The sequence below is a fragment of the Streptomyces sp. NPDC017520 genome (assembly GCF_044329855.1).
Classification (GTDB): Bacteria; Actinomycetota; Actinomycetes; order Streptomycetales; family Streptomycetaceae; genus Streptomyces.
Genome location: NZ_JBIRKB010000005.1, coordinates 341,395 through 367,354 on the forward strand (window position 1 = coordinate 341,395; position 25,960 = coordinate 367,354).

Consider the following 25,960-nt stretch of genomic DNA (forward strand, 5'->3'; position numbering starts at 1 on the left):
GGGGTGGCCGGTCGCCGGAGGTGCGGGGCACCCGGCACCGGGAGCATGCTGGCTGTGTGACCCGGCACGGAACGCCCCGGCATCCCCCGCCCGCCGGAAACGGGGCCGCGGCCGGGGGACACGAGGGTGGCCGAGTGCCCGACGAACTGTCCCTCGTACTCGCGCAGGCCCTCGTCAGCGCCGTCGAGTCGAGCGACGGCCACGCGGGCGGGGTCTACCTCCGCAGCCGGACGCCCGGGCTCCTGCGGCTCGCCGTGCTGGCCGGTCTGCCGGGTCCGCTGTTCCGGCCCTGGTGGCGGATGCAGGTGAACCGGCCCTTCCCGCTGTCCGAGGCCTATCGTACGGGCCGACCCGTGCTCCTCTCCGACGCGGAGGAGGCGATGCGCCGGTTCCCGCAGCTGATGGCCGGACTGCCGTTTCCGTTCGGTTCGCTGTGGGTGCCGATCACCGGACCCCGGGGGAGCCTGGGTGTGCTGGCGATCCTGCGGGCCTCCACACCGGGTCGGCCCGTCGCCCCCGCCGACGGCGACCGGCTGCACCGCCTGGGCCACCGGCTCGGTGACGCGCTCACCGATCTGGACCAACGGGGCGTCGACTGCGTATGGGAGACCGAGCCGGTCCCCGTGCAACTGCCCGCCGCCACCACGCCCCCGGTCCGCGTCGGCCGCTTCGACTGGGACCTGCACTCCGGGCAGGTCGCCGCCGACGACGAGCTCTGCGCGATCCTCGGTTTCGAGCCCGCCGCCTTCCCGGGAGCCGTCGATGCGCTCGCCGAACGGCTCGTCCCGGAGGACGTGTACGGTCTGTGGGCGCTGGCCCGCCAGACGGTGGAATCGGCCGAACCGGTCGTCCGGCGGATGCGGTTGCGTGGCCCTGACGGCCGGTCCCACCTGCTGGAACTGTCCGGCCGCTGGACGCACCCGGACGGCGATGTGTCCGCCGGCCGTCTGAGCGGCTTCCTGGTCGACCTCGGCGCGGGACCCGTCGTGGCGGAGGCCGCCGACCGGCTGCCGCGCGGCATCCTCTCCCTCGACCGGCTGGGCCGGATCACCTACGCGAACGGCCTCGCCGAGGAGCTGCTCGGCCATTCCAGGGAGGAGCTCGTGGGCCACGTCGTGTGGCAGGCCCTGCCGTGGTTCGGGCACGAGGCGTACGAGGACCACTACCGGGCCGCCCTGATGGCCGACGAGCCCGTCCACTTCCGCGCCCGCCGCCCGCCCTCGCGCTGGCTGTCGGTGTCCCTGTACCCGGGCCACGACGGGGTGAGCGTCGTTCTCCAGGAGACCGACCGGCCGGACTACGCACCGGGCTCGGTCACCGCGCCAGGTCTCGGCATCGGCTCTACCGCAGACCGCTCCTCGGCGCTCTACCGGCCGGTGGCCCTCGCCATCGCGCTCACCGAGGCGGTCACGGCACGTCAGGTCTCCGAGGTGGTCACGGAGGAGCTGCTGCCCGCGTTCGGCGGCCGCCGGCTCGCCATCTATCTGCTGGACGAGGGCCATCTCCATCTGGCCTTCGAGACGGGGTTCCCGAAGGGTTTCCTCGACCGTTTCGAAGGGGTCGAGCTCGACGTCAGCATTCCCGGGGTGGAGACCCTGACCACGGGCCGCCCGATGTTCTTCGAGTCCATGCAGCGCTTGGCCGAGGCCTATCCGGGCATTCCGATCGACGCGGACGTCGGGGCCCGCGCGTTCCTGCCGCTGATCGCCTCGGGGCGGCCCGTCGGCTCCTGCATCCTCGGGTTCGACCGCCCTCGCGGCTTCAGCCCGGAGGAACGCACGGTCCTGACGGCACTGGCCGGACTCATCGCCCAGGCCCTGAAGCGCGCCCGGCGCTACGACAGCGAGTCGGCCCTCGCCCGCGGACTCCAGAACGCCCTGCTGCCGCACCGGCTGCCCGAGGTGGACGGGGTGGACACCCTGGGGCGCTACCTCTCCGGCACCCAGGGCATGGACGTGGGCGGCGACTGGTACGACGTCATCGAGACCGGCCACGAACTCGCCCTGATCATCGGCGACGTACAGGGACACGGTGTCTCGGCCGCCGCGACCATGGGGCAACTGCGCAGTGCGGTAAGAGCGTTCGCGCTGAGCAATCACGATCCGCAGGAGGTGATGAGCGGGACGAACCGGCTGCTCATCGACCTCGACCCGGGACAGTTCGCGAGCTGCTGCTACATCGCGCTGGACCCGGTGACCGGAGTGGCCCGCGCCGTACGGGCGGGGCATCCGCAGCCCGTGCTGCGTCGGGCGGACGGCCGGACGGAAGTGCTGGACCTGCCCGGCGGCATCGTGCTCGGGATCGACGGGCAGGCGGCCTATCCGGTCACCGAGATGCGCCTCGAACCGGGCGCGATGCTCGCCCTGTTCACGGACGGGCTGATCGAGCGCCCCGGGACCGACATCGACGAGGGGATCGAGCGGCTGCGCGCCACCGTCGAACGCATCGGCGCGGTCCCCCTGGCCGAGACGGCCGACCAGGTCATCGGAGAGGCCAGGGCGGCCGTCGACCGCCCCGACGACATCGCGCTGCTGCTCGCCGCCCGGTGGGCCGGGGCCCCGGAGGTCCGCCGGCCGCGGGAGGACCGGGCGCCCGGCCCCGACCTGTGGCGCACGTTCAGGAGGCCGGACCCGGGGCGCACGGCAGGCGCACCGGATCCGGCCTCCGGAGAGACGTCCTGCTGATCAGGCGCCGCCGAGGCGTTGATCAGACGTCGGCCGGCGGCTCCGCCGGCGCGAAGGCGCCGGAGGCCTCCAGCATCCCCTCGCGCTCCACGACCTTGATCCGCTCACGGCCCTGGGCCGCGCCCAGAGCCTGCTCGTGGGCGTCCAGCTTGTGCCAGCCCTCCCAGGTCGTGTAGCGCACGCCGCGGTCCGCCAGGAAGGCCTCGACGGCCTCCGGAGCGGGCGTGGCCGGCTCCGGCAGCCGGCCGGCCGCCCGGTCTTCCAGGACGCAGGCGACCGTCTCGTTCGCGTCGCCCTTGGTGTGTCCGATCAGACCGATCGGACCGCGCTTGATCCAGCCCGTGACGTAGACCGAGGCCATGTGCTCGTCGCCGGAGATGACGCGTCCCGCCTCGTGCGGCACGGTGCCGGAGGCCACGTCGAAGGGGAGCTTGGGCAGCTCCTCCGAGTAGTAGCCGACGGCCCGGTAGACGCTCTGCATGTCCCAGTCCGTGAACCGGCCGGTGCCCCGGACGTTGCCGGTGCCGTCCAGCTCGGTGCGCTCGGTGCGCAGCGCCACGACCTTGCCGTCCTCGCCGAGGATCTCGACCGGGGACTCGAAGAAGTGCAGGAACAGCTTGTGCGGGCGGTCGCCGACATCGCGGATCGCCCAGTTCTCCAGGGTCTGCGCGACCATGTTGGCCTGCTTGTTCTCCCGGCGGGTCGCGATGGAGCCCTCGTCGTACTCGATGTCCTCGGGGTTGACGATGACCTCGATGTTGGGGGAGTGGTCCAGCTCCCGCAGCTCCATCGGGCTGAACTTGGCCTGTGCGGGGCCACGCCGCCCGAAGACGTGCACCTCCAGCGCCTTGTTCTCCTTGAGGCCCTGGTACACGTTGTCCGGGATCTCGGTGGGCAGCAGCTCGTCCGCCGTCTTGGCCAGGACGCGGGCCACGTCCAGGGCCACGTTCCCGACGCCGAGCACGGCGACCTTCTCCGCGGCGAGCGGCCAGGTGCGCGGGACCTCGGGGTGCCCGTCGTACCAGGAGACGAACTCGGCCGCGCCGTAGGAGCCGTCCAGCTGGATGCCGGGGACGTCGAGCGCCCGGTCGGCCTCGGCGCCGGTGGAGAAGATCACCGCGTCGTAGAACGACCGCAGGTCGTCCAGGCCGATGTCGTGCGGGTAGCTGACGTTCCCGAAGAGCCGGATCTGGGGCTTGTCCAGCACCTGGTGCAGGGCCTTGACGATGCCCTTGATCCGCGGGTGGTCGGGGGCCACGCCATAGCGGATGAGGCCGAAGGGCGCGGGCATGCGCTCGAAGAGGTCGATGGAGACCCCCGGGTCCTGGCAGACCTCGGATTTGAGCAGCGCGTCCGCAGCGTAGATACCGGCGGGGCCGGCTCCGACAATGGCGACGCGGACGGGGCGTGTCATGGCGTGGTGATCCTTCGGGGCGGGCGAACGCGGGCAGGTACAGCGTACGTCGGAGGTAAGGGTTGGCTTACTAGTCTCCACCGCACACCGTAAGCGATCGCCCCGAGGGCTGTTCGACCGGCCCCGCCTAGAGTGTCCGATTGGCCCGTTTTTCTGTGCCGATATGGGCGATTCGCTTCTTTTGGGCATTCTGCTCAATAAAAGGCTTACTGGCGCTTCTGGGGTATTTGCTTGGGCTCGTTTTCGCCATCACCGCGAGGGAGTGGTGAGCGTCACGTCCGCGAGGGCGGACGCGGAAGTGGAAGCTTCGGTTCCCTTCTGTGCGAAGAAAGTTGACGACGTGACGGAGTGACCCGATCCGGCGATTCCGTCTTTCGATCTTGCGTGGAAAAGGGAATCCGGAATGCGGGGCTTGTTCTGTTCGGCGTTTCTCGCCTACGGTCACCGTCAATCCGGATGGAACGCCGAATCCTGCCGCCGTCCGGGAATCCGAAACCCACTCGAGTACGGCAGGAGCGGGGGACCCAGGTAAGTCGCCGATCCGTAACCGGAACGGCTTGGGGTGAAGCCGCACGAGCGTGCGGCCAGACATCTCCCGTCTGAACCCGACAGCTCACCCCGCAGGCGCCGGAGAGGAAATCCCCCATGCCCGCACAGGGTAAGCACCGTCGTTCCCGTTCCACCTCGCTGCGCCGCGGCCTTGCAGCCGTGACTACAGGTGGAGCCGTCCTCGCCCTCCCCGTGATAGGTGCCACCAGCGCCTTCGCGGCCCCCGTGCCCGCCACCGCGCCGCAGCAGGCCGTGGCGCCCGCCTCGATTCCCCAGGTGAATTCCGCCGTGCGGGCCGCGCCCGCCGAGCATTCCGTGGCGGCCGGTGAGACGCTTTCCAAGATCGCCCGCGAATATTCCGTGAGCGGCGGCTGGGAGAAGCTGTACGAAGGCAACCGGAAGATCATCGGAGAGAATCCCGATCTTATTCACCCGGGTATCAAGCTGACCCTCGGAACCAAGGCCGAGGCCCCTTCGGGTGGTAAGGCGGACAAGGCCGCCGAGGCTTCCCCGTCCGCCGTGCGTGGTGCCGAGGCGGACCGTGCCGACCGTTCGGAGCGTGTCAACGCCACTCCCGCGGCAAAGGCCGCTCCGGCCGCCGAGAAGGCCGTCACGTACACGAACGACCTCGACGGCTGGATCAAGGAGTCGCTGGCGGTCATGGCCGAGCAGGGCATCCCCGGCACCTACGAGGGCATCCACCGCAACATCATGCGCGAGTCCTCGGGCAACCCGGCCGCGATCAACAACTGGGACTCCAACGCGGTCAAGGGCACCCCGTCCAAGGGGCTGCTCCAGGTCATCGACCCGACCTTCCAGGCCTACCACGTGCCCGGCACCTCGACCGACAGCTACGACCCGGTCGCCAACATCACGGCCGCGTGCAACTACGCGGCGGACCGCTACGGCTCGATCGACAACGTCTTCGGCGCCTACTGATCCTCCGCGCCCGAGCCCGAGGGGCCCCGGACCTCATCTTGGTCCGGGGCCCCATGCGCGTACCGGGAAGTTACCCCCAAGTTTCTAGTGACTTGCCAGGCGATCGACAGTAGAACCTGTTGCACTCTGTCGAGAGTGAGGTATGTCACATGAGCGACACCACCATGCGGGATGGCGAGACCAAGGGTGTCTCGCGTCGAAGATTCATCGCTGGAACAGGTTCTCTCCTGGGGGCTGCGGCTATCGCCGGGCACTCCGCACCGGCGTGGGCGGGCGTCCGGACGGCAGCAGCGCCGATCGGCTCCGGGGCCCGGGTGCCGGTGCTGGTCGTCGGCACCGGATACGGCGGCTCCGTGGCGGCCCTCCGGCTCGCCCAGGCCGGCGTCGACGTCCATATGGTCGAGATGGGCATGGCCTGGGACACGCCGGGTGCGGACGGCAAGATCTTCGCCAACACCACCAGACCCGACGACCGCTCCTTCTGGCTGCGGACCAGGACCAAGCAGCCGCTGAGCAACTTCCTCGGCTTCCCCATCGACAAGGACGTCAACCGCTACACCGGCATCCTGGACGCCGAGGAGTTCGCCGGCATCACCGTCTACCAGGGCCGCGGTGTCGGCGGCGGGTCCCTGGTCAACGGCGGTATGGCCGTCACCCCGCGCCGGGAGAACTTCGGCGCGATCCTCCCCTCGGTGAACGCCGGGGAGATGTACCGCACCTACTACCCGCGCGCCAACAGCGGACTGGGCGTCACCACCATCGACCCCGCCTGGTTCGACAGCGTCGACTGCTACCAGTACGCCCGGGTCGGCCGGAAACACGCCCAGCGCTCCGGCTTCCCGTTCCTCTTCGTTCCCGCCGTCTACGACTGGGACTACATGAAGCAGGAGGCGGCCGGGACCGTCCCCAGGTCGGCCCTGGACGCCGAGATCCTCTACGGCAACAACTACGGCAAGAAATCGCTCCAGAAGACCTACATCGACCGGATCAGGGCCACCGGCCGGGTCACCATCTCCCCGCTCCACCAGGTCACCACGGTCACCCCGGCCCCGGGCGGCGGCTACACGGTGCTCATCGACCAGCTGGACACCGTCGGCCGGACGACCGCCACCAAGACCGTCACGGCGGACAAGGTCTTCTTCGCCGCGGGCAGCGTGGGCACCAGCAAGCTGCTCGTCGGCCTCAAGGCCACCGGTGCGCTGCCCCTCCTCAACGACGAGGTCGGCAAGGGCTGGGGCGACAACGGCAACGTCATGTGCGGCCGGGCCAACCACCTCTGGGACCCGACCGGGAAGGTGCAGTCGTCGATCCCCACCGGCGGCATCGACAACTGGGACGCCGGCGGGGCCTTCGCCGAAGTCGCGCCGCTGCCCACCGGGATCGAGACGTGGGCCTCGTTCTACCTCTCCATCACCAAGAACCCGCACCGGGCCCGGTTCACCTGGAACGCCGCGACGGGGAAAGCCGAGCTGAACTGGCAGACGGCGTGGAAGCAGCCCTCCATCGACGCCGCGAAGACCATCTTCGACAAGATCAACCAGAAGGAGGGGACGATCTACCGCACGGACCTCTTCGGCGTCCACAAGATCTGGGGCGACCACCTCACGTACCACCCGCTGGGCGGCGCGGTCCTGGACAAGGCCACCGACAACTACGGCCGGCTGCACGGCTACCCGGGCCTGTACGTCATCGACGGCGCGCTGATCCCCGGCAACACCAGCGTGAACCCGTTCGTCACCATCACCGCGCTCGCCGAGCGCAACATCGAACGGATCATCGCGACCGACCTGTAGGCGCCCCGGAGGACGCGGGGAGCGACGAAGAGCCCGGGGCCGGGAGTGCCAACCCGGCGGCCCCGGACTCCGTCAGGAGGCGCCCGCGCTCACCCGTGACCGGGCAGAACGCACACCGCGTCGATCCCCAGCACATGGTTGAGCCGCCCGAACGCCAGCCACGAGCCGATGCTCATCGTCAGTTCCACGATCTCCGCCTGGCCGTAGTGCGCGGCCATCCGCTTCCAGAAGGCGTCGTCCAGACCGTGGTGGTCGAGCGTGTACCGCTCGGCGTACTCCGCCGCCAGCCGGGTGCGCTCGTCGAAGGCGCCGGTCGTACGCCACTCGGTCACCGCCCCGGCGAACTCCTCCTCGACCTTCGCCCCGTCCCGCTCGGTCCGCCAATCCAGGCAGAACAGGCACCCGTTGATCTGCGCGACCCGCAGCCTGGCCGCCTCGAACTCCCGGAGCCCCAGCGTCGAGTGCTCGTACACGGACATCGAGAAGGCGGCGGCGGCCATGCCGATGCCGGGAACCATCTCCCCCCACACATAACCGATGGGCTCCTGGCCCTCCGGGATGTCGATGATCATGCCGGTCTCCTTCCCAGCCTGCCGACGGCAGGCCGCAGCGGAACGTCCAGTGCGTCGTACAGGCCCGGCTCCGCGTCCACCAGCCAGTCGATGGCGGAGACGAGCCGCCCGACCGCGGTGGCGTTCCCGCCCGCCGACCGGTTCTCGTCCTCGTCGGAGGCCTCGACCGTCACCTCGATACGGGGACGGCCCTCGATCACCACCCGGTGCGCGCCCACCCCGTCGGGCGGGGACGGCCAGTCCGGGGCACACGAGGCGTGGATCCGGGTGATGTGCTCGATGACGATGCGCGGCACGCCGTCCACGATGCCCTGCACCTCGAAGCGCACCGCGCCCTGCGTGCCCGCCGCGAACTCGCCCATCGTGCGCGTGCGGACCGCTCTCTCCAGCGCCCGGCGGTCCATGGTCTCGCGGATCCCGTCCAGCTCGACGTCCAGCGCCCGCGCCATGAGCCGTATCTGACCGCCCCACACCATCGTCGGAACGCTCTCCGCCAGCATCAGCGGCTCGTAGTCCATCGGGTGCCCCATGCCGATCAGATGGCGCACCGACTCCTCCTGCTCGTACGTGGAGTAGTCGAAGATCTCCTGGCAGCGGATGACGTCCACCTCGGTACCGAGCCCGCTGACCAGCAGGGGCAGGACGTCATTGCCCCAGCCGGGGTCGACTCCGGAGACGAAGAGCGAACCGCCCCCGTCGGCGATGGCGGCCAGGACCGGGTCCCGCAGCTCCGGCGGGGCGTTGCGCTGATCGTAGAGCGGATAGAGGGAGGGCGTGACGACCACCGCGCCGGACCGGATCGCCCGGCCGATGTCGGCGAGTGCGTCGTCGGGGCGGATGTCGCCGGACGCCGCGTAGACCACTGCCCGGGGGCGGGCGGCCAGGACGGCGGCGATGTCGTCGGTGGCCGCGACCCCGAGCGTGCGCCCGACCCCGCCGAGCGCGCCCGCGTCGCGGCCGGCCTTGGCGGGATCGTGCACGAGGACGGCGGCGAGTGTCAGTGCCGGATGGGCTTCGACGGCGCGGATCGCCGCGCGGCCGACGTTGCCGGTACCCCAGACAACCGTGGGAATCATGCGCGGAGGGTAGCCCCGGGCCCCTGCACTTCCCAGAGCCGTGCGGGACCCAATTCGCCGGTTCGAAAGGGGCGTTCCCGGGCCGAGGGCGATTCGCCGGCCCGGGAACGCGAGTGCTACCGCTTGGCCCGTGCGCCGTTCGGGGCGCCGGAGACCGTGAACTGCGAGCCGGGCTCGATGAGTACGTGGCCGTCGCGCGAGTCGGTGATCGTCACGTCTCTGAGCGTCGCGTTGCCGCGCGCGCCGCCCATCGCCAGGATGCCGGATCCGTTGTTCGACTTGTCGATCCGGACGTTCTCGATCGTGACGTCCCGCATCAGGCCGCCGCCCGTCTTGAACTGGATGCCGTCATAGGTGGAGTCGATGATGTCCGTGTCGCGGATCGTGACCCCGGGGATCGGCAGGTTCTGCGGGAAGAGGGTGATCGCGCCGAACTCCTGGTCCTCGTTCCAGAAGGCTCCGCCGGTGCGGTACAGACCGTTGTTGGCGATCAGTGTCTGCCCGGAGAAGGGCAGCGGATCGTGGTCGGTCGCCAGCATGATGGCCGGGTAGTTCATCGTGTCGGAGATCAGGTTGTTCTCGATCTTGTTGTCGTAACCCCCGTAGATCGCGATGCCGTTGGCGCGCCAGGGGAGCTGGATGGTGTTGTTGCGGAAGCTGTTGTCGTGGCCGATGTCGACGGACTGGTCCTTGACGTACTTGCTGGACCAGACCGCCAGCGCGTCGTCGCCGGTGTTGCGGAACGACGAGTTGTAGACCGTGGAGTTGCGGGTGCCGTTGGCGAAGTTGATGCCGTCGGCGTACGTGTTGCGGACCCGCATGCCGGTGAACTCGACGCCGTCGCCCGGGTTCCACAGCTCCGGGATGTTGGTGAAGTCGCGACCGGCCCAGACGCCCACGTTGGCGTGCTCGATCCAGACGTTGCTGATCTTCGTGTTCTTGCCGAACCGGCCGTTCAGCGCGACCCCGCCCTCGTGGTTGCCGTCGCCGCCGCGAATGGTGCCGGAGCCGAAGATGGCGATGTCGGAGATTTGCGTGTTCTCGTCGATGTCGAAACCGAAGTTGCCCTCGTGCGGGTGGTTGATACCGCCCGCCTCGTGCGGCGGGGTGAGGGTGTAGAGCTGTGAGTGCCACATGCCCGCGCCCCGGATCGTCACATCACGGATGCCGACCTGGTTGAACTGCCCCCGGTCGAGCGGGTCGTCGGTGAGGATCTTCTGCTCCTGACGCCACTGGCCGGCCGGGATCCACACACAGTCGATCGCGCCGTCCTGGTTCGCCGTCACCGCGCGCTGGATCGCCGCCGTGTCGTCGATCCCGTCGTTCGCCACCGCGCCGTACGTCGTGATGGACACGCAGCCCGAGGGCTGGGACGAGGGCGCCGCCACCTGCTCCAGGTCGATCAGGTCGATGATGTAGAAGGAGGCGTTGTCGCTCGCGTCACGCTGGAGCCGGAACTTCGTGCCCGCCGGATAGGTCTGCGTGAGCAGGGCGTGCGACTCGTCGAACAGCCGCCGCGCGTCGCCGCCGGGGGTGTTGGTGAGTCCTTCGGGGCTGTCGGTGTTCCCGTACAGCCAGCTGTGCTTCGAGGAGAGGTCGACCTTGCGGACGAACTGACCGTCGGCGTACAGGCTGATGGTCGCCTCGCGGCCGCCACCGCCCGGCGCGTCCGGGATGGAGTTGCGCACGACGACCGAGTTCGACGGGGCGGTCGAGGTGAACTCCACGAACTCACCCGTCGCGTCGAGCCGTACCGACTCGCGTCCTGAGGACTCGGTGGCGAAGTTGGTGTGACCGAAGGTGCGCTCGGCGTCCGACTTCAGCAGCGTGCCCCGGTAGGCGGCGTTCTCGGCCTCCAGCTCGGTGTACGGAACGGCCGCGCCGCGACCGACCACGATGGAGCGGGCGAAGGTGTTGTTGGTCTCGCTGGTCTCCGTGACCTGGTTCGTGGCGTCCGCGGTGGCGGTCAGCGTCGCGCCGCCGCTCTCCGCCCTCCAGCTGCCGCTGACCTTGACGTTCGCGGTCGCGCCCGCCGCGATGGCCGGTGTGGTGCCGTTGAGCGTCGTGGAGCCGACGGTCAGACGGGTGACCGTGCCCGCGCTCACCGCGCTGGTGCCGCGGTTGTGCACCGCCACGGTGAAGGTGACCGCCGCGCCGACGGCCGGGTTGGCCGGGCTGGAGGAGATGGAGCGGACCTCCAGGTCGGGGCCGGGGCTCTGCCCGACCACCAGCGGGGAGGCGGTGGCACGGCTGTTGTTGGCGTTGTCCGACTCGACGACCGTGTCGGTCGGGTCCACCAGCGCCGAGACGGCGTACGAGCCCTGCGGCCGCTTGCCGACCGCGACCGAGACCGGGGCCGAGGCTCCCGCGGCGAGCGGGCCGACCGGCGCGCTGCCCACGACCACGCCGCCCAGGCTCACGTTGACGGTCGTCGCGGGGGAGGCCGCCGACCCGGCGTTGCGGACGGTCCCCTGGACGGTGATGTCGTCCGTCTCGGACGGGGACGACGGGCTCCAGGACAGCGCGCTCACCGTCAGGTCCGGGTTGGGCGCGGCCGTCCCCAGGACCTGGACCTCGGCGATCTGCGCGCCGGGCGCCCCGGTGTTGGTGAAGAACTTGAGCTGGAGGTCGGCGGCCCGGCCGGCCACCGGGATCGTCACCGTGTTCTGGTTGCCGGACGGGTTGAACGCGTAGCCGGCGCGGGCCCGGAGCGAGGTGAACGCGGTGCCGTCCTGGGCCCGGCCGAGGACCTGGATGTCCTGGGTCCGGCTGCCCCAGATCGGGTCGGGGTTGAGCTTGACCACCACGGACTGGAGGTCCGCGTCGGCGCCGAGCTTCACCGTGAGGTCGGCCGGCAGTCCGTTCGACTCCCAGTAGCTGTTGACCTTGCCGTCGTTGGCGTTGGCGGCCGGGTACCCGCCGTGCGATCCGCTGGCGACGACGGGCTTGCCCCGGGCCAGATCGGTGGCCTCAGCCGCGCTCGCGGCGACGGGCAGGAGCCCGACCGAGACCATGCCGGCTATCAGCAGCCCGGTGATCGACTGTCCGGTGAGTCGTTTCCATCTCATGATGTCCTCTGTTTCCACAATATTTGAGCCAACAAGTCAATCTTTTGCGGTGAGAGGTTCACAGATTTCTGCCCTGTTTCTGATTTGTCAACGGTCTTCGCATGGTCACGTCATTCGGGCGTCTCTGCTGACGCCTTGTCAGATCGGTGATCGGGTGGGCTCGTTCAGGCCCCGGCGGCACCCCGGGCCAGCAGCAGCGTCAGATCCACCGCGGCCACGGCCACCGCTCCGGCCAGGGCGGCCTTGCGCCACCGGCGGCCGAGAGCCGGGCCCGCGAGCGACGCCGCACCGGCCAGGACGAGTGCCGCCGCACCCGCTGCGTCCACCGGTCCCGGCGGGCCGAACGCCAGCACGGCCGTGGCGCCGAGGAGCGGTACCGGCAGCAGCAGCCGGGTGCTCCGCTCGCCCAGCCGGTGCGGGAGGCCCCGGATCCCGGCCGCCCGGTCCGCCGCGATGTCCGGGAGGGTGTCGGCCAGATGGGCCGCGAACCCGAGCAGGGCCCCGGCCGTCACCGTCCACCACCGGGGCCACGGCCCGCCGGGCAGGGAGAGGGTGACGACGGCGGGCAGGGCACCGAATCCGGCCACGTACGGGAGCCAGGACAGGGCGGTCGCCTTGAGCCGCAGGTTGTAGAGCCAGGCGGCGGTTACCGCGGCGAGGTGCACCGTGCCCGCGAGGGCCCCGCAGGCCAGCGAGAGCGGTACGCACAGGGCGAGCGCGACCGCCGCCGCCGCCCCCACCGCACGCGCCCCGACGGTGCCGTCGGCCGCGGGCTTCCCCGGGCGGCCGGCATCGGCGTCACGCCGCGCGTCGTACGCGTCGTTGCACCAGCCCACCGAGAGCTGGCCGGTCAGCACCGCCACCGTGACCAGCGCGGAGCGGGGACCGCCGAGACCGGAACCGAGGGCGAGGGCGCACGCGAGGGCGGTCACCGCGAGCGCCGGTCCCGGGTGGCACGCGAGCGCGAGCCCCACGACCCGGCCGTGTCGCCCCGGGCCGGAGGAGGCCGTTGCGGCCGGCCCCGCCCCGACCGGCTCGGCGTCGGCCGGATCCGTTCCGGCCCGGCTCCCCCTGTCCGTGGCGTCCATCGGGCGATCGTAGGGGCCTGGCGCCCCGTCAATGCGGCGACCGGGCGGGTCTTTTACGCCATTCCCTCGCACCTTGTGGGCAGGATGGGGCCATGACGCCACCGAACCAGGAGGCAGAATGACCCGCATCGCCGCGGTTCACGGGGCCCTGCCGCCCCACCGCCACACCCAGCGCGAGGTCACCGACATGGTGGCCCGCACCTGCCTGCCGCCCGGCGCCGACCGCCGTGTCCTGGACCGGCTCCACGAGAACGCCCGGGTCCGCACCCGGCACACCGTGCTGCCCCTGGACGGCTACCGCGACCTCGACGGCTTCGGCGCGTCCAACGACGTGTTCATCCGGTCCGCCGTGGACCTCGGCGCCCAGGCCGTACGCGGTGCGCTGCGGGCGGCGGGGCTGCGGCCCACCGATGTGGACCTGCTGATGTTCACCTCGGTCACCGGCATCGCCGCCCCCTCCGTCGACGCCCGGCTCGTGACCCGCCTGGGGATGCGGTCGGACGTCAAACGGCTGCCCGTCTTCGGCCTCGGCTGCGTCGCCGGAGCAGCCGGGACGGCCCGCCTGCACGACTACCTCCTCGGCCGCCCCGACGACGTTGCCGTGCTCCTTTCGGTCGAGCTCTGCTCCCTCACCTTCCAGCGCCACGACACGTCGCCCGCCAACCTGGTGGCGACCGCGCTGTTCGGCGACGGAGCGGCCGCCGTGGTCGCCCTCGGCGCCCGCCGCGCCGTCTCCGGCCCCGAGATCGTGGCCACCCGCAGCCGGATGTACCCGGACACCGAGCACGTCATGGGCTGGGACATCGGCGGCACCGGCTTCACGGTGGTCCTCGACCCGGCGGTGCCCGACGTCGTCCGCCGCTATCTCGCCGACGACGTACGGGAGTTCCTCGACGAGCACGGACTCAAGCCGAAGGACGTCGCCCACTGGGTGTGCCACCCGGGCGGCCCCAAGGTGCTGGAGACCGTCGCCGAGGTCCTCGATCTGCCCGACGGCGCGCTCGACGTCACCTGGCGCTCGCTGGCCGACGTCGGCAACCTGTCCTCGTCCTCGGTCCTGCACGTCCTGCGGGACACCATCGAGCAGCGCCGCCCCGAGCCGGGCACCCCCGGTCTGCTGCTGGCCATGGGCCCGGGATTCTGCTGCGAACTGGTGCTGCTGCGCTGGTAGGAAGGAGAGACCCTCATGACCTCGACCACCTGGTACACCCTCCTGGTGCTGGCCGTCGCGGCCGAGCGCCTCGCCGAACTCGTCGTGGCCCGCCGCAACACCCGCTGGAGCCTCGCCCGGGGCGGCGTCGAATCGGGCCGCGGGCACTATCCCGCGATGGTCGCCCTGCACACCGCACTCCTGCTCGGCTGCCTGGCGGAGGCCCGGTTCGCCGAACGCCCTTTCCCGGGCGTACTCGGCTGGACGATGGCCGCCGTCGTCCTGGCCTCGCAAGTGCTGCGCTGGTGGTGCATCCGCACCCTCGGCCCCCGCTGGAACACCCGGGTCATCGTGGTCCCCGGCCTGCCCCGGGTCACCGGCGGCCCCTACCGGTGGCTGAGCCACCCCAACTACGTCGCCGTCGCGGCCGAAGGCCTCGCGCTGCCCCTGGTCCACGGGGCCTGGGTGACCGCGCTCGTCTTCACCGCCCTCAACGCCGTGCTCATGGTGGTGCGGATCCGGTGCGAGGACGGGGCGCTCGCCCGCCTCCCGGCCGCGGACGCACCCGCGTGATCGACGTCCTGGTCGTGGGCGGCGGCCCGGCCGGACTGGCCGCCGCGATCCGGGCCGCTTCGGCGGGCCTGGAGGCGGTGGTGGTCGAGCCGCGCACCACCCCTGTGGACAAGGCGTGCGGCGAGGGCATCATGCCCGGCGGCGTCGCCGCCCTGCGCGACCTCGGCGTACGGGTGACCGGCCACGAACTGCGCGGCATCCGCTACACCGACGGCCGGCGCAGCGCGGAGGCGGCCTTCCGGGGCGGCCCCGGCGCGGGCGTCCGCCGCACCGAACTCCACACCGCCCTGCACGAGCGGGCCGCCGCCCTCGGCGTACGCGTCGTCGCCGCGAAGGCGGGGGAGATCCGGCAGGACGAGGACCGCGTCACCGCCGCCGGACTCACCGCGCGCTGGCTCGTCGCCGCCGACGGGCTCCACTCGCCGCTGCGCCGCACCCTGGGCCTCGACCGGCCCGTCACCGGGCCCGGACGCTACGGCCTGCGCCGCCACTACCCGCTCGCCCCGTGGACGGACCACGTCGAGGTGCACTGGTCCCGGCACGGCGAGGCGTACGTGACCCCGGTCGGCGACCGGCTGGTGGGGGTGGCCGTCCTGAGCCGCGACCGCCGCCCCTACGACCGGCATCTGGCCGCCTTCCCCGCTCTCGCGGCCCGGCTCGCGGACAGCCCGGGGGCCACCCCCGTACGCGGGGCCGGGCCGCTGCGCCAACGGGCACAGGGCCCCAGGGCCGGGCGCGTCCTGCTGGTCGGCGACGCCGCGGGCTACGTGGACGCCCTGACCGGGGAGGGCATCGCCCTGGCGGTGGCCACCGCGACGGCCGCGGTCGACTGCCTGGCCGCCGGGCGGCCCGGGGACTACCCCCGGCGGTGGGCGCGGGTCACGCGACGCTACCGCCTGCTCACCGCGGCCCTGTTGGGCGCCGCCGGCCACCCGTCCTCGGGCCGGCTGATCGTCGCCGCCGCCCACCGGGCGCCCGTCCTCTTCCGCACCGCGGTCCACGCTCTCCAGTGAATCCGGCCGCCCGCGCGGGCGGCGGTCGCTCGAATGGCGGGGCTCCGGCTTCCGGCATAACGTCGGTCGGGTGAACGCCCGCGTTCGTCCGGCCGACGCAGAGACCGGCCGCCCGCACCGGGCGCACTGCCCTCGGCACGAGAGACGAACCCCACCATGACGGGCTCCCACGCGACACCCGCCGATACGGCCACCTCCGATCGGCACCGCGGCGGACTGGCACTGCTGGTCATCGCCTCGTGCCAGCTGATGGTGGTGCTCGACGTCACCATCGTCAACATCGCGCTGCCGCACATGCAGAAGGACCTGGGATTCTCCACCGAGAACCTCTCCTGGGTCGTCAACGCCTACACGTTGACGTTCGGCGGCCTGCTGCTGCTCGGCGGACGCCTCGGCGACATCCTCGGCCGCCGCCGGGTCTTCGTCTTCGGCGTGCTCCTCTTCGTCTTCGCCTCGCTGCTCGGCGGGCTCTCCCAGGAGGGCTGGCAGTTGCTGGCCGCCCGCTCGCTCCAGGGCGTCGGCGGCGCGATCGCCTCCCCCACCGCCCTGTCGCTGATCACCACCACCTTCCGCGAGGGCCCCGAACGCAACCGCGCGTTCGGGGTGTTCGCGGCCGTCTCGGCGGGCGGCAGCGCGATCGGGCTGCTCGCCGGCGGGCTGCTGGTGGAGTGGCTGGACTGGCGCTGGGTCCTGTTCGTCAACGTTCCGATCGGCCTGCTGATCGCCTTCGCGACCCCTCGCTACATCCCCGAGTCCGAACGCCGACCCGGCCACTTCGACATCGCCGGCGCGCTCACCTCGACCGTCGGCATGGTGCTGCTCGTCTACGGCTTCATCCGCGCCTCCGAGGACGGCTGGACCGACGCGCTGACCCTCGGCTCGTTCGCGGTGGCCGTGGTGCTCCTCGCGGTGTTCATCACCGTCGAACGTGGCTCGAAACAGCCCATCACGCCGCTGTGGATGTTCCGCGACCGCAACCGCGCCGGCTCCTACGCGATGATGCTCAGCCTCGCCGCCGCGATGTTCGGGATGTTCTTCTTCCTGACCCTCTTCGTGCAGAACGTCCTCGACTTCAGCCCGCTGCGGGCCGGTCTCGCGTTCCTGCCGGTGAGCGCCGTCATCGCGGTCAGCGCCGGCCTGGCTTCCCAACTGCTGCCCAGGTGGGGGCCGAAACCCTTCATGGTGGTGGGGGCGCTTCTGGCCGCGGTGGGTCTCGGCTGGCTGACGCTGACCGACGTCCACAGCTCCTACCTCGGCTCGATCCTCGGCCCGATGCTGGTGTTCGGCTTCGGCATGGGCATGCAGTTCGTGTCGTTGACCCTGATGGCGGTCTCGGGCGTCGCCCCGAAGGAGGCGGGCGCCGCCTCCGGCATCCTCAACGCCACCCAGCAGGTCGGCGGGTCCCTGGGGTTGTCGATCCTGGTCACGACGTTCGGTACGGCCAGCCGCAACGAGGCGACCGACCAGGTACCGAGATTCCTCCGGGAGGGCACGCCCGCCCAGCTGCTGGAGTTCCGCAGGACCGGCGAGCTGCCACCGCCCTGGGGCGACCAGGTGCTCACCTCGGGCGTCTCCAGCGCCTTCGTCGTCGCGGCCTGCTTCGCCGTGGTCGCCGCCCTGGTCGCCCTGTTCGTCATCCAGGTCAGGCCCGCCGACCTGGCCCGCCTCCAGGGCGGTGCGGCACCGCTCGCGGGCGAGACGACGGACGACGCCGAAAGGGACGGGACACGGTCCGGGACGGAAGGGGCACGGCCCGGCACGAACGCGCCACGGCCCGGCACCGACGAACCACGGCCCGACCCCGAGGCCGAGCGACCCCCGAAAGAGAGCTGACCCATGGACTGGACCCTCGAAGTGATCGTGCTGCCCGTGACCGACATCGACCGGGCCCGGGACTTCTACCGGGACGGAATCGGCTTCCACGTCGACATCGACGCCGAGGTGATGCCCGGCGCCCGAGTCGTCCAGCTGACGCCACCCGGTTCCGGTTGTTCGATCGCCCTCACCGACGGACTGCCCAATCCGACCGGAACCCCGCGGCCGGGCACGTACCACGGCCTCCAGCTCTGCGTCACCGACATCGACGCCGCGCACGCCGAGCTCGTCGGCCGAGGCGTCGAGGTGTCCGAGCCGCAGCGGCACGCCCCCGACGACGGGGCGACCTTCATGTACTTCACCGACCCCGACGGCAACGGCTGGGCCGTGCAGGAGTACCGCCGCCGGAAGACCGAACCCCTGCACAAGGTCCTCGCCGACCTGGCCGCGAGCAACGCGGGGGACACCGTGGGGTGAACCGGATGCGGAGGTGGATCGGGTCGCGTCCGGTCCACCAGAATGCTCCCCGTATCGAGTGCAGAGATCCATCAGCGCAAGGGAGCGGCATCCAATGGGCGCCAACGCAGACATGGTGGCCTTCGTCCGGGCGCGGCTCGCCGACGAGGAACACGTCGCACTGGCCGCCGGCGGGGACCGATGGCGGTGCCCGGCCGATGTGCCGGGCGAGGTCCACGACCGCACCGGCGGGGTGGCGTTCACGGTGCGGGGCCGGGGCTTCGACGAGCACATCGCGCTCCAGAACCCCGCGCGGACGCTGGAGCGCATCGAGACGAACCGGGTCATGCTCGGCGAGTACGTCGAGGTCGCCGACCTGGACACCGACCGCCCGGCCGAGGACTTCCGCTCCGGCCGCGCGGTGGGCCTCGGATTCGCGGTACGGCAGCTGGCCGCCGAGTACGCGGGCCACGCCGACTACCAGGCCCGTTGGCTGCCCCGGTTCATCCAATAGCACTCGGGACCCCGGGCCGCCCGGTGTGTTTCCGGCCAATGTGCACATGGCCGTCGACTGGCGTCACCGCCCCAGTCCGCAGCGGGCAGCGGACTGGGCCCGGCTGCCCTCCAGGTGCCGCTTTTCCTGCGGGCGCGCGGTGTCGCCGGGCCGCCGACGGCCCCTGAACGGACCGTAGTCGGTGTGGTACGAGCCGGTGACCGTGAAGGTGATCCACAGCAAAATGGCGTTGCTCTCTGGTGAGGAGTGATCCCGGCGTGTAGCGTCGCCGGAAGATGTCGTGGTTCGCAGTACCTGCCCGCGCCTGGCGCGGGCGTTTTGCTGTGCAGTGCCTGAGAACCAGGGCGATCACCTCCGGGTCCGCGCGGTGCGGATCCGTTTACTGCTGAGAGGTACGGGCATGGCCAGCGGAACCGTCAAGTGGTTCAACTCGGAAAAGGGCTTCGGCTTCATCGCGCAGGACGGCGGCGGTCCCGACGTCTTCGCGCACTACTCCAACATCAACTCCACCGGCTTCCGTGAGCTCCAGGAAGGCCAGGCGGTGACCTTCGACATCACCCAGGGCCAGAAGGGCCCGCAGGCGGAGAACATCACCACCGCCTGATCCGGGTTGACCGACCCTGGAGCCCCGGAGCGCAGCGCGCTCCGGGGCTCCAGGGCGTTCCGGGCGCTCCGTACGGGCTGACGGGATTCCTGTCGTGCGGCTCTCCGGTTGGGACGGCGCGCACCGGGTACGCGGTGGCTCTCGCACCGATCGTTCCGGAACGTCCGGAAGGGACAGGCGGGAAATGGAGGGCGACCGACCCATGCTGAAGGCCATCGCAGACGTACTCCGCTCCATCGCGGGAGCCATCGCCACCGTGGTCACGCTGCCCTTCCGGGCCCTGGCCAGGCTGTTCGGCGGCGCGTCGAGCAGTGCGCGCGGCCACCACTGAGCGCGCGTGCCTGTGCCCCGGCCCGGGAAGGGCCGGGGCACAGGCATGGTGTACGCGGTGAGGCCGGCCGGATCGCCGGGGCGACGCGCCCGCCGGCCGACCGGCCCCGGGCCAGGCGCCGCGGACCCGGTCAAGATCCGCCGGACACGCCCTAACTAACCCGTCGACTCGTCCGGGGCCGGGTGCTTGTCGGGGTGCGCGCCCGCGTTGCGCGGTGCCTTCCGGCCGGCGCCGGCCTCGTCCAGATCGGGTTGTCCGCCCTCGCGGGCCACCCGGTCCGGCACCGGTATGTCGAGAGCGTCCTCGCCCTCCTGCGTCTGCTGGTCCTGCATGTCCGCCGGAACGGGGGGCGGGCTGCCGGAAGCCCCGGTGTAGGCGGTGCCTTCCGGCCTGCGGTCGGTCATGAGAGCTTCCTTCCGTACTGCCCCGGTGCGACCGGGGAATGGGTGATGCGCCCTGGTGGGTACCCGCTGCCGGGCGATGCAGTCCCCTGCTCCGATGAGGCCCGGGACACACAGCCCGGCCCGGGAGAGAGGCGGAGAAGATGCGGAGGTTCTGCCGCCCGGCCATATTGGAGCTCCGGCCACCGGCCGGGGGCGCGTCACGCGGCACCGGAGCGGCGGACGCGGTGCCCTGGTGTGTGGCTTGCCCGTGGGCGGGTACCCGGGCGGTGCCCACCCGGGCGAGCAGGACACCACGCGACGATGCCAGCGAAAGGACGCCCCGCATGCTGATGGCCCACCCCACGGTACTGCGCAACCTGATCGAGCAGTACGAGGCACTGCGTGTGCTGCACGCGGAGAGCGGCGGCGAGGAGGCCCGGCAGCGCATGGACGACGTGGCGTACACGCTGTGCGTGTCGACCGGCACGGGTGACGTCGACAGCGCGCTGGTCGCCGCCCGCCACCAGCTGCCCGGCGCCCGGCCCGAGGACGACTCCGTTCTCTCCACCTGACCGCCGTCGACCGTGGAAGGGAGGGTGCCGTGGCCCGCACGGTGGGTGTCGAGGAAGAGCTGCTGCTGGTCGACCCGGTGAGCGGAGAGGCGCGCGCCCTGTCCTCGGCGGTGCTGGCGATCGCCGAGAAGGAAGCGGTGGGCGAGTCGGCCTTCGAGCCGGAACTGCACCGCCAGCAGCTGGAGTTCTCCACGCACCCCTGCGGGGACATGAGTGAACTCGCCGCCTCGGTCCACCAGTGGCGCGCCGAGGCGGTACGCCACGCCTCGGAGGCCGGCGCGGCGGTCGTGGCCCTGGCGACCTCGCCGCTCCCGGTCAGCCCGACGATCGGCACGGGGGAGCGGTACCGCTGGATGGCGGAGCGCTACGGGCTGACCGCGCAGGAGCAGCTGACCTGCGGCTGCCACGTCCACGTCTCGGTGGAGTCGGACGAGGAGGGCGTGGCCGTGCTCGACCGGGTGCGCCCCTGGCTGCCCGTCCTGCTCGCCCTGAGCGCCAATTCCCCGTTCTGGCAGGGGCGGGACAGCGAGTACAGCAGCTACCGCAGCCAGGTGTGGGGGCGCTGGCCGTCGGCCGGTCCGGTGGAGGTCCACGGCACCGCCGAGGCGTACCACGCCCACGTGCGGTCCCTGATCGGCACCGGCGTCCTCCGGGACGAGGGGATGGTCTACTTCGACGTGCGCCTCTCGCACCGCTACCCGACCGTGGAGGTCAGGATCGCGGATGTCTGCCTGGACCCGGCCGACACCGTACTGCTGGCCATGCTGGTACGGGGGCTGGTGGACACGGCCGCACGCCAATGGCGGGCCGGTGAGCCGCCCCCGGACGTCAACACGTCCCTGCTGCGTGTGGCCTCCTGGCAGGCGGGCCGTTCGGGTCTGGAGGACCGGCTGGTACACCCCCGCACCCTGCGCCCGGAGCCTGCCCCCGACGTGCTGCGCGCCCTGCTGGACCATGTGCGGGACGCCCTGGAGGACGCCGGGGACCTGAAGGCCGCGGAGCGGGCCCTGGCCGCCGTGGTCCGGCGCGGGAACGGGGCACGGATCCAGCGCGAGATCCTGGCGCGGACCGGGAGCCTGCGCGACACCGTCGCCGCATGCGTCCGGATGACGGCCGGATGAGCCGCCCCCGGGCCCCTGCCGGCCGATACGACGAACGGGAGCCACCGCGACGACACGACCGTACGAACGGCGACGGACGAACGACACCACAGGAACGGAGCAGCCCATGCCCACCACCGCTCTCGACGACCGCCGGATCCTGGCCATCGTCACCAACTACGGAGTCGAGCAGGACGAACTCGTCGTCCCCGTGAAACACCTTCGCGGACACGGGGCGCAGGTCAGCGTGGCGGCGGTCTCCGCCGACGGGATCCGCACCCTCGTCGGCGACCGCGATCCCGGCGAGACCGTGCGGCCGGACCTCACGCTCGACGACGTCGACCCCGCCGCGTACGACCTGCTGCTGGTCCCGGGCGGCACGCTGAACGCCGACTCGCTGCGGCTGGAGGAGGCCACCACCCGGATCGTCAGCTCGTTCGCCGCTTCCGGCCGGCCGGTGGCCGCCATCTGCCACGGGCCGTGGGCGCTGGTCGAGGGCGGCTACGTCCGGGGCAAGACGCTGACCTCGTACGCGTCGCTGCGGACCGACATCACCAACGCGGGCGGCACCTGGGTCGACAAGCCGGTGGTCCGCGACGACGCCTCCGGCTGGCCGCTGATCACCTCCAGGAACCCCGGCGACCTGGACGACTTCCTCGGCGAGATCGACGCCGTGCTCGACGAGTCCTGAGCCCTTCTCCTCGCCGGGTCCCGCTGCCCGTGGCCCGCTACCCGGTCAGGGCGGCGACGGCGGCGGACGCCGCCTTCGCGATCAGCGTGTTGTCGTAGTCGGCGTCCGCGTCCGCCCGGTTGGAGAGCACCGCCAGCACCAGGGGCGCCGCGTCGGGCGGCCACACCACGGCGATGTCGTTGCGCGTCCCGTACGTACTGCCCGCCCCGGTCTTGTCGCCGACGGTCCACCCCTTCGGGACCCCTGCCCGGATCAGTTCGCCGCCGGTGGTGTTGGTGGTGAGCCACTGGGTGAGCCGGGCCCGCTCGGGCCTGCCGAGGGCGTCGCCCAGGACGAACGCCCGCAGATCCCCGGCGAGGGCCCGGGGCGTGCTGGTGTCACGGGTCGCGCCGGGAGTCCACTCGTTCAACTCGGTCTCCCACCGCTCCATCCGGGTCACGCCGTCCCCCAGCTCCGCGAGCACCGCCTGAAGCTTCCGGGGCCCGCCGACCGCGTCGAACAGCAGATTGCCCGCGGTGTTGTCGCTGAAGCGCACGGCGGCGTCGCAGAGATCGCCCAGGCTCATTCCGGTGGCCACGTGCTTCTCGGTGACGGGGGAGTGGTCGACCAGATCCTCACGGCGGTACGTCACGACCCGCTCCAGCCCGCCCAGCCCGTGCTCGCGGAGCACGGCCCCCGCAGCGAGCGCCTTGAACGTGGAGGCGTAGGGGAACCGTTCCCCGTCACGGTGGGCGACCGTGCGCCCGTTCCCGGTGTCGACGGCGTACACGCCGAGCCGCGCCGCGTACTCCTTCTCCAGCGCCGCGAAGGCGCGCCCGGCGTCCCGCGCCGCGGCCGAGGGGGTTCCGGCCGCCGTTCCGGCGGGCGAGGGCGAGGGCGAGTCGGATTCCGTGCCACAGGCCGCGAGCGGCACGGACACGAGGGCGCCGCCCAGCAGGCGGAGTACGGAACGCCGGGCGTGGGGGTTCGGCAGTCGGCTCATCCCGTCATGCTAGGCCCGACACCGCGGGGCAGTACGTCGAGGGCGTGTCCGGCGGGTCAGTCCAGCGTCTGCGTCAGTTCACTGCGCGTCGCCGTGTGGACGACCCGGCCCCGCGCCCCGTTGACCAGGGGAAGGTACGGCTGCACATGGCCGCACTCGACGTCGGCGACGATCGGCACGCCCAGCGGTCCGAGCGCGTCCAGCACCGCCTGACGCTGGGTGAGCGAGCCGCTGTCCGGGGCCGAAGCCCGGGCCACGAGAACGGCGTTGGCCGCGTCGAAGAAGCCGGCCAGCCGCATCCCGTGCAGATTGCGGCAGATGGTGAACGCGTCGTGGCCGCCGGCCTCCACGTACACGAGGAGACCCTCCGGGGCATGGGCCCGGGCGAAGGCGGAGGTGTCGAGGTACGGCGTTCCGGCGACGTTTCTCAGCATCTCGGTACAGCCCCCGATCAGCCGCCCCTCGACGTCCACGTCACCGCCGCCGTCCAGCCTCGTCCACCGGCCCGGGGTGTCGAGCGTGAACGTGCGGACCTCCGGGTGTTCCGCGTAGTCGTCGTAGCCCGTGGCCCGGTGACGCTCCGGCGGAATCTGGGTGAACCGGTGACCCGGCGGCGCGGCGACGACGTCGAGCCAGGACACCAGCCCCTCCGGCGCCTGGTAGGGGGTGTCCATGAGGTTGTTCCCGTGCACGGTCGCCGACCCCGTGAGGAGGGTCAGCGGCGTCATGACGGTCGACATGTCCGAGTAACCCACCACCCAGGTGGGCTCGGCCCTCCGCAGCCGGTCCCAGTCCAGCAGGGGCAGCAGGTCGATGGCGGTCTCCCCGCCCCACGGGGGCACGACGGCCCTGACGGCGGGGTCCGTCAGCATCGCCGTCAACTCGGCCGCCCGGTCGGCCGCGGGCGCGCTGACGTGTCCGCCGCCGTCCATGCACCGGCCGGTTACGACCTCGTACCCCCGTGCCTCCACATCGCGCACCGCGAGGGCGAGCCGATCGCGCATCTCCTCGGGCACTCCGCTGGACGGGGAGGTGACGCCGATCCGGTCACCGGGGCGCAGGGGGCGTGGATATCGAACGGGCATGCGTCGGATTTTGTCACGGCGCTCGACCGTACGGCCGATGCCGTATCGAACCGGTGCTCATGAAAGGTTAGGCTGACCTAAGTCAATTCGGTTCTCTCGTCCCGGCGGGCGAGGCGCTCAGGCCGACCACGCGTACGAAGGGGCAGAGTCCATGACGATCCACCGAGCCGTCGTCGCCCGAGTGCAGCCGCTCACCGGGACCATGACCCGCGTCACGCTCCACGGGGACGGGCTGGCGGGCTTCAGGACCACCGGAGTCGGTGACGAGTACGTGCGCGTCTTCCTTCCGCACGGCCCGGACCGCACCGAGGTCTCGCTGCCCCGGACGACCGAGCAGGGCGGGTGGGAGACCCCCGAGGGGCAGCCTGTCGCGCCGATGCGCACGTACACGATCCGCGCGGTGCGCCCGGAGGCGGGCGAGGTCGACATCGACTTCGTGCTGCACGAGGGCGGCGTGGCGTCCGGCTGGGCCGCCGAGGCGCGGCCCGGGGACGTCGTGGGCGTCAACGACCCCACCGGTCTCTACAGCCCCCCGGCCGACCTCTCCTGGCAGGTGCTGGTCGCCGACCAGACCGGTCTGCCCGCCGCCGCCCGGCTGCTGGAGAACACACCGGACCACGTCAGGACCCGGGTGGTGCTGGAAGCGCCCGCGCCATCGGCGGTGCTGCCCCTGCGGGAGCCCTCCGACTCCAAGGTGACCTGGACGTACGGCGGGAACGGTCACGGCCCGAGCCGCCTGGCCGACCTGGTGGCCGCCGCCGTCCCGCCCGGCACCGACCTCGCGGGCGGGTACGTCTGGGTCGCGGGGGAGACCAACGCCCTGCGCTCGGTGCGCCGTTACCTCCGTCGTGACCTCGGGCTCCCGGCGGACCGCTTCAAGGTCGTCGGCTACTGGATACCGAACTCCGACACCTGGACCGAGCGGTACGAGGCGCTGCCCGACGCCGTGCGCTCCGAGTTGGAGGCCCTCTGGGACAACCCGGCGGGCGACTCCGAGGACCTCACCATCCGCTACGAGGCCCGCCTGAGCGACCTCGGTCTCTGACCGGGCGGGACGGGACCCCGAACTCGTCGTGCGGTCGCTGCCGTCCGTGGCCGTCGGCCTGGCGCGTTCTTCGCGTCGGCCGCCCCGCAGGTCGCCGTCATGGTCAGGGAGTTGTGAGATTCAGTGAGTCAACAGGGGAGCGGATGGGTAAGGTCGCTGGCGACCAATGGATGGAGATTGCGGTGACCAATCCGTTCGAGGACGAGGACGGCGCCTACCTGGTGCTCGTCAACGACGAAGGACAGCACTCCTTGTGGCCGGCGTTCGCCGAGGTGCCCGGCGGATGGACCGTGGCCCATCCGCAGGACAGCCGCCAGGCCTGCCTGGACTACGTCGAGCGGAACTGGACCGATCTGCGGCCGAAGAGCCTGATCGAGAGCATGGCGGCCGATCCCGTCTGAGTCCCGTCACCGGCGGCCCCGCACACCCGTGTGCGGGGCCGCCGCCGTGCTCACCCGCCGAG

At 71.7% G+C, this 25,960-nt stretch carries 24 protein-coding genes, 1 pseudogene and 1 riboswitch; of the genes and pseudogenes, 17 read left to right on the plus strand and 8 right to left on the minus strand.

The window, feature by feature from the left end:
• Positions 1-134 precede the first annotated feature (134 nt).
• Complete coding sequence (locus tag ACH4KB_RS14860) at positions 135-2,684, plus strand: SpoIIE family protein phosphatase (RefSeq protein ID WP_398066351.1); 2,550 nt, start codon at positions 135-137, stop codon at positions 2,682-2,684.
• Between the two features lie 22 nt (positions 2,685-2,706).
• Here the strand turns inward: ACH4KB_RS14860 and ACH4KB_RS14865 are convergent, their stop codons facing one another.
• Positions 2,707-4,098 carry an FAD-dependent oxidoreductase gene (locus ACH4KB_RS14865; protein ID WP_398066352.1) on the minus strand — a complete coding sequence of 464 codons (1,392 nt, stop codon included), beginning with the start codon at positions 4,096-4,098 and terminating at the stop codon, positions 2,707-2,709.
• 452 nt (positions 4,099-4,550) lie between these two features.
• Positions 4,551-4,738: riboswitch (cyclic di-AMP (ydaO/yuaA leader) on the plus strand.
• 5 nt (positions 4,739-4,743) lie between these two features.
• On the opposite strand from ACH4KB_RS14865, the gene ACH4KB_RS14870 reads away from it, so the two are divergent.
• Both ACH4KB_RS14870 and ACH4KB_RS14875 read left to right on the plus strand, forming a co-directional pair.
• The gene (locus tag ACH4KB_RS14870; protein ID WP_398066353.1) at positions 4,744-5,586 is read left to right on the plus strand and encodes a transglycosylase SLT domain-containing protein; all 843 of its coding nucleotides are present in this window, start codon (positions 4,744-4,746) and stop codon (positions 5,584-5,586) included.
• Between the two features lie 149 nt (positions 5,587-5,735).
• Entirely contained in the window at positions 5,736-7,379 is a 1,644-nt protein-coding gene (locus ACH4KB_RS14875; RefSeq protein ID WP_398066354.1) for a GMC oxidoreductase, read from the plus strand.
• Between the two features lie 89 nt (positions 7,380-7,468).
• Here the strand turns inward: ACH4KB_RS14875 and ACH4KB_RS14880 are convergent, their stop codons facing one another.
• The 4 genes from ACH4KB_RS14880 to ACH4KB_RS14895 all read right to left on the minus strand — a co-directional run bounded on the left by ACH4KB_RS14880 (position 7,469) and on the right by ACH4KB_RS14895 (position 13,183).
• Positions 7,469-7,951 (minus strand): carboxymuconolactone decarboxylase family protein, encoded by a 483-nt coding sequence (locus ACH4KB_RS14880; RefSeq protein ID WP_398066355.1) that lies wholly within the window; start codon positions 7,949-7,951, stop codon positions 7,469-7,471.
• A complete protein-coding gene (locus ACH4KB_RS14885) occupies positions 7,948-9,027 on the minus strand; it encodes a dihydrodipicolinate reductase (RefSeq protein WP_398066356.1) in 1,080 nt (359 codons plus the stop codon). Before ACH4KB_RS14885 ends, ACH4KB_RS14880 begins: the two co-directional genes overlap by 4 nt.
• 116 nt (positions 9,028-9,143) lie before the next feature.
• Entirely contained in the window at positions 9,144-12,095 is a 2,952-nt protein-coding gene (locus ACH4KB_RS14890; protein WP_398066357.1) for a CARDB domain-containing protein, read from the minus strand.
• Positions 12,096-12,259: 164 nt separating this feature from the next.
• Positions 12,260-13,183, minus strand: a complete 924-nt coding sequence (locus ACH4KB_RS14895; protein ID WP_398066358.1) for a UbiA family prenyltransferase — start codon at positions 13,181-13,183, stop codon at positions 12,260-12,262.
• 118 nt (positions 13,184-13,301) lie between these two features.
• On the opposite strand from ACH4KB_RS14895, the gene ACH4KB_RS14900 reads away from it, so the two are divergent.
• From ACH4KB_RS14900 to ACH4KB_RS14940, 9 genes and pseudogenes are all read left to right on the plus strand, one after another.
• On the plus strand, positions 13,302-14,354 hold the full coding sequence (locus tag ACH4KB_RS14900) for a type III polyketide synthase (protein WP_398066359.1): 1,053 nt from the start codon (positions 13,302-13,304) through the stop codon (positions 14,352-14,354).
• Positions 14,355-14,369: 15 nt separating this feature from the next.
• Positions 14,370-14,906: an isoprenylcysteine carboxyl methyltransferase family protein gene (locus ACH4KB_RS14905; RefSeq protein ID WP_398066360.1), complete on the plus strand. Its 537-nt coding sequence runs from the start codon at positions 14,370-14,372 to the stop codon at positions 14,904-14,906.
• Complete coding sequence (locus ACH4KB_RS14910) at positions 14,903-15,919, plus strand: NAD(P)/FAD-dependent oxidoreductase (RefSeq protein ID WP_398066361.1); 1,017 nt, start codon at positions 14,903-14,905, stop codon at positions 15,917-15,919. The genes ACH4KB_RS14905 and ACH4KB_RS14910 overlap by 4 nt, the downstream gene beginning before the upstream one ends.
• A gap of 156 nt (positions 15,920-16,075) precedes the next feature.
• Positions 16,076-17,752: an MFS transporter gene (locus ACH4KB_RS14915; protein ID WP_398066362.1), complete on the plus strand. Its 1,677-nt coding sequence runs from the start codon at positions 16,076-16,078 to the stop codon at positions 17,750-17,752.
• Between the two features lie 3 nt (positions 17,753-17,755).
• A complete protein-coding gene (locus tag ACH4KB_RS14920) occupies positions 17,756-18,211 on the plus strand; it encodes a VOC family protein (RefSeq protein ID WP_398066363.1) in 456 nt (151 codons plus the stop codon).
• 94 nt (positions 18,212-18,305) lie between these two features.
• The gene (locus tag ACH4KB_RS14925; protein WP_398066364.1) at positions 18,306-18,704 is read left to right on the plus strand and encodes a DUF6221 family protein; all 399 of its coding nucleotides are present in this window, start codon (positions 18,306-18,308) and stop codon (positions 18,702-18,704) included.
• A gap of 22 nt (positions 18,705-18,726) precedes the next feature.
• Positions 18,727-18,947, plus strand: a pseudogene (locus ACH4KB_RS14930) (hypothetical protein); the annotation flags it as partial.
• Between the two features lie 157 nt (positions 18,948-19,104).
• Positions 19,105-19,308, plus strand: a complete 204-nt coding sequence (locus ACH4KB_RS14935; RefSeq protein WP_003964323.1) for a cold-shock protein — start codon at positions 19,105-19,107, stop codon at positions 19,306-19,308.
• 202 nt (positions 19,309-19,510) lie between these two features.
• Positions 19,511-19,639 (plus strand): LPFR motif small protein, encoded by a 129-nt coding sequence (locus tag ACH4KB_RS14940; protein ID WP_018955864.1) that lies wholly within the window; start codon positions 19,511-19,513, stop codon positions 19,637-19,639.
• Positions 19,640-19,794: 155 nt separating this feature from the next.
• Here ACH4KB_RS14940 and ACH4KB_RS14945 read toward each other — a convergent pair whose 3' ends face one another.
• The gene (locus ACH4KB_RS14945; protein WP_398066365.1) at positions 19,795-20,043 is read right to left on the minus strand and encodes a hypothetical protein; all 249 of its coding nucleotides are present in this window, start codon (positions 20,041-20,043) and stop codon (positions 19,795-19,797) included.
• 323 nt (positions 20,044-20,366) lie between these two features.
• Between ACH4KB_RS14945 and ACH4KB_RS14950 the strand changes: the two genes are divergently transcribed.
• The 3 genes from ACH4KB_RS14950 to ACH4KB_RS14960 all read left to right on the plus strand — a co-directional run bounded on the left by ACH4KB_RS14950 (position 20,367) and on the right by ACH4KB_RS14960 (position 22,385).
• Positions 20,367-20,594, plus strand: coding sequence for a DUF5133 domain-containing protein (locus tag ACH4KB_RS14950; protein ID WP_398066366.1), 228 nt, complete (start codon positions 20,367-20,369; stop codon positions 20,592-20,594).
• Positions 20,595-20,623: 29 nt separating this feature from the next.
• Positions 20,624-21,715: a glutamate--cysteine ligase gene (locus tag ACH4KB_RS14955; protein WP_398066367.1), complete on the plus strand. Its 1,092-nt coding sequence runs from the start codon at positions 20,624-20,626 to the stop codon at positions 21,713-21,715.
• A 106-nt stretch (positions 21,716-21,821) separates the two neighbouring features.
• The gene (locus ACH4KB_RS14960) at positions 21,822-22,385 is read left to right on the plus strand and encodes a type 1 glutamine amidotransferase domain-containing protein (RefSeq protein ID WP_398066368.1); all 564 of its coding nucleotides are present in this window, start codon (positions 21,822-21,824) and stop codon (positions 22,383-22,385) included.
• A gap of 37 nt (positions 22,386-22,422) precedes the next feature.
• Here ACH4KB_RS14960 and bla read toward each other — a convergent pair whose 3' ends face one another.
• Positions 22,423-23,367, minus strand: coding sequence for a class A beta-lactamase (gene bla, locus ACH4KB_RS14965; RefSeq protein WP_398066369.1), 945 nt, complete (start codon positions 23,365-23,367; stop codon positions 22,423-22,425).
• Positions 23,368-23,423: 56 nt separating this feature from the next.
• Entirely contained in the window at positions 23,424-24,452 is a 1,029-nt protein-coding gene (locus tag ACH4KB_RS14970) for a S66 peptidase family protein (RefSeq protein ID WP_398066370.1), read from the minus strand.
• Positions 24,453-24,603: 151 nt separating this feature from the next.
• Between ACH4KB_RS14970 and ACH4KB_RS14975 the strand changes: the two genes are divergently transcribed.
• Both ACH4KB_RS14975 and ACH4KB_RS14980 read left to right on the plus strand, forming a co-directional pair.
• A complete protein-coding gene (locus ACH4KB_RS14975; protein ID WP_398066371.1) occupies positions 24,604-25,497 on the plus strand; it encodes a siderophore-interacting protein in 894 nt (297 codons plus the stop codon).
• 182 nt (positions 25,498-25,679) lie between these two features.
• Complete coding sequence (locus ACH4KB_RS14980) at positions 25,680-25,898, plus strand: MbtH family protein (RefSeq protein WP_398066372.1); 219 nt, start codon at positions 25,680-25,682, stop codon at positions 25,896-25,898.
• Positions 25,899-25,960 lie beyond the last annotated feature (62 nt).

Bases quoted from the DNA above. Each gene is read 5' to 3' on its own strand.
- ACH4KB_RS14865 (WP_398066352.1), bottom strand. From the start codon at position 4,098: ATGACACGCCCCGTCCGCGTCGCCATTGTCGGAGCCGGCCCCGCCGGT.
- ACH4KB_RS14870 (WP_398066353.1), top strand. From the start codon at position 4,744: ATGCCCGCACAGGGTAAGCACCGTCGTTCCCGTTCCACCTCGCTGCGC.
- ACH4KB_RS14875 (WP_398066354.1), top strand. From the start codon at position 5,736: ATGAGCGACACCACCATGCGGGATGGCGAGACCAAGGGTGTCTCGCGT.
- ACH4KB_RS14880 (WP_398066355.1), bottom strand. From the start codon at position 7,951: ATGATCATCGACATCCCGGAGGGCCAGGAGCCCATCGGTTATGTGTGG.
- ACH4KB_RS14885 (WP_398066356.1), bottom strand. From the start codon at position 9,027: ATGATTCCCACGGTTGTCTGGGGTACCGGCAACGTCGGCCGCGCGGCG.
- ACH4KB_RS14890 (WP_398066357.1), bottom strand. From the start codon at position 12,095: ATGAGATGGAAACGACTCACCGGACAGTCGATCACCGGGCTGCTGATA.
- ACH4KB_RS14895 (WP_398066358.1), bottom strand. From the start codon at position 13,183: ATGGACGCCACGGACAGGGGGAGCCGGGCCGGAACGGATCCGGCCGAC.
- ACH4KB_RS14900 (WP_398066359.1), top strand. From the start codon at position 13,302: ATGACCCGCATCGCCGCGGTTCACGGGGCCCTGCCGCCCCACCGCCAC.
- ACH4KB_RS14905 (WP_398066360.1), top strand. From the start codon at position 14,370: ATGACCTCGACCACCTGGTACACCCTCCTGGTGCTGGCCGTCGCGGCC.
- ACH4KB_RS14915 (WP_398066362.1), top strand. From the start codon at position 16,076: ATGACGGGCTCCCACGCGACACCCGCCGATACGGCCACCTCCGATCGG.
- ACH4KB_RS14920 (WP_398066363.1), top strand. From the start codon at position 17,756: ATGGACTGGACCCTCGAAGTGATCGTGCTGCCCGTGACCGACATCGAC.
- ACH4KB_RS14925 (WP_398066364.1), top strand. From the start codon at position 18,306: ATGGGCGCCAACGCAGACATGGTGGCCTTCGTCCGGGCGCGGCTCGCC.
- ACH4KB_RS14935 (WP_003964323.1), top strand. From the start codon at position 19,105: ATGGCCAGCGGAACCGTCAAGTGGTTCAACTCGGAAAAGGGCTTCGGC.
- ACH4KB_RS14940 (WP_018955864.1), top strand. From the start codon at position 19,511: ATGCTGAAGGCCATCGCAGACGTACTCCGCTCCATCGCGGGAGCCATC.
- ACH4KB_RS14945 (WP_398066365.1), bottom strand. From the start codon at position 20,043: ATGACCGACCGCAGGCCGGAAGGCACCGCCTACACCGGGGCTTCCGGC.
- ACH4KB_RS14950 (WP_398066366.1), top strand. From the start codon at position 20,367: ATGCTGATGGCCCACCCCACGGTACTGCGCAACCTGATCGAGCAGTAC.
- ACH4KB_RS14960 (WP_398066368.1), top strand. From the start codon at position 21,822: ATGCCCACCACCGCTCTCGACGACCGCCGGATCCTGGCCATCGTCACC.
- bla (WP_398066369.1), bottom strand. From the start codon at position 23,367: ATGAGCCGACTGCCGAACCCCCACGCCCGGCGTTCCGTACTCCGCCTG.
- ACH4KB_RS14970 (WP_398066370.1), bottom strand. From the start codon at position 24,452: ATGCCCGTTCGATATCCACGCCCCCTGCGCCCCGGTGACCGGATCGGC.
- ACH4KB_RS14975 (WP_398066371.1), top strand. From the start codon at position 24,604: ATGACGATCCACCGAGCCGTCGTCGCCCGAGTGCAGCCGCTCACCGGG.